Below are 1,244 nucleotides of genomic sequence, written 5' to 3' on the forward strand. Positions count from 1 at the left end.
GTAAAAATAATAATATAAAAACTCAATGAATACAATAATTTCTATGCAAAATATTAAAATTTTACGGTAAAGGTACTGGAGAAAAATTGTAAAAATATTGTAGTTATTAGGGATTTTAAACTTTTTATAAATGAAAAAAAGATAATTAAAAAAGGAGAAAAAAGAAGAATGAAAAAAAAGATTTTTTTAAGGGCAATTTTGTTTGTACTGGCTGGAAATATGGTATTTGCAGCAGGTGAGAATAAGAAGATAGATACTTCTCAAAAAATCGAGGTTATAGAAAGTGAAGTGCAACAAAAGATTGGAAATATAGAAGGGAAAGCTGAAGTTGAGGTGAAAAGTTCTAGAAGAAGTAAGTTGAACAGATTTATTTCCAAAGTAACAGGAAAAAGCTGGAAAATGGTTTGGAATGATGAATTTAATGGAAATCAGCTAGATAGTACGAAATGGGCTTATTGGGAAAATGGGAATCCTTGGAATGCGGGGAACTATTTAGATGAAAATGGAAATTTGGTCAATCAATATGGATTTGATGCGAAACATTTTTATTTGAGAGACAATGTTAGAGTTGAAAATGGGAATATGATTATAACACTAAAGAAGGAAACTGATAAAAAAGTTAATATTAATGGTGTAGAAAGACGTATTCTTTATAGTTCAGGTGCGATTCATACAAGAAATCTTTATAATGTGCAGTATGGAAAAATTGAAATGAGAGCGGCTATGCCTGAAGGAATTGGGACTTGGCCTGCATTTTGGTTATGGCCTGAAGGATATTCTCAAGCTGATGGGAAACCTGCAATTGGTGAAATCGATATAGTGGAAACTGATGGTGGAGAGATGAATCGTGTTACGGGGACAGCACATGTTTTAAGAAGTGACAATACTTATGAATCATTTGAAGGTAGTGACTATAAAATAAGTAAATGGTCTAAAGAGAAATTGACAAACTTTAATACTTATGCGGTGGAATGGGATGATAAAGGAATAAAATGGTTATTTAATAATAAAGTATATAAAAAATTCTCTTACAAGGAACTGGAAAAAAGAGGTTTACAAAATCCATTTAACCAGCCATATTTCATAATGATAAATGTTGCTTTGAGCAAGAAAACTGGAGAAGATGGGGATGTTAATTTTCCGACAGAAATGAAAGTTGATTATGTAAGGGTTTATCAGAAAAAATAATTTATACCAAACCCATTTAAAAATAGGAATAAATTTTTATAATAGGATTGTTTAAT

The 1,244-nt window shown here is 30.3% G+C and carries 1 protein-coding gene; it reads left to right on the plus strand.

The genetic code is table 11. The features are described 5' to 3' along the window. Positions 1–168: 168 nt before the first annotated feature. The gene (locus tag Q0370_RS06405; RefSeq protein ID WP_299573610.1) at positions 169–1,188 is read left to right on the plus strand and encodes a glycoside hydrolase family 16 protein; all 1,020 of its coding nucleotides are present in this window, start codon (positions 169–171) and stop codon (positions 1,186–1,188) included. Positions 1,189–1,244: the final 56 nt, after the last annotated feature.

This window comes from uncultured Leptotrichia sp., assembly GCF_938036635.1.
Taxonomy (GTDB): domain Bacteria; phylum Fusobacteriota; class Fusobacteriia; order Fusobacteriales; family Leptotrichiaceae; genus Leptotrichia; species Leptotrichia hongkongensis.

What these genes read in the sequence shown, in the direction of transcription:
- Q0370_RS06405 (WP_299573610.1), top strand. Translation starts at nt 169, where the DNA reads ATGAAAAAAAAGATTTTTTTAAGGGCAATTTTGTTTGTACTGGCTGGA.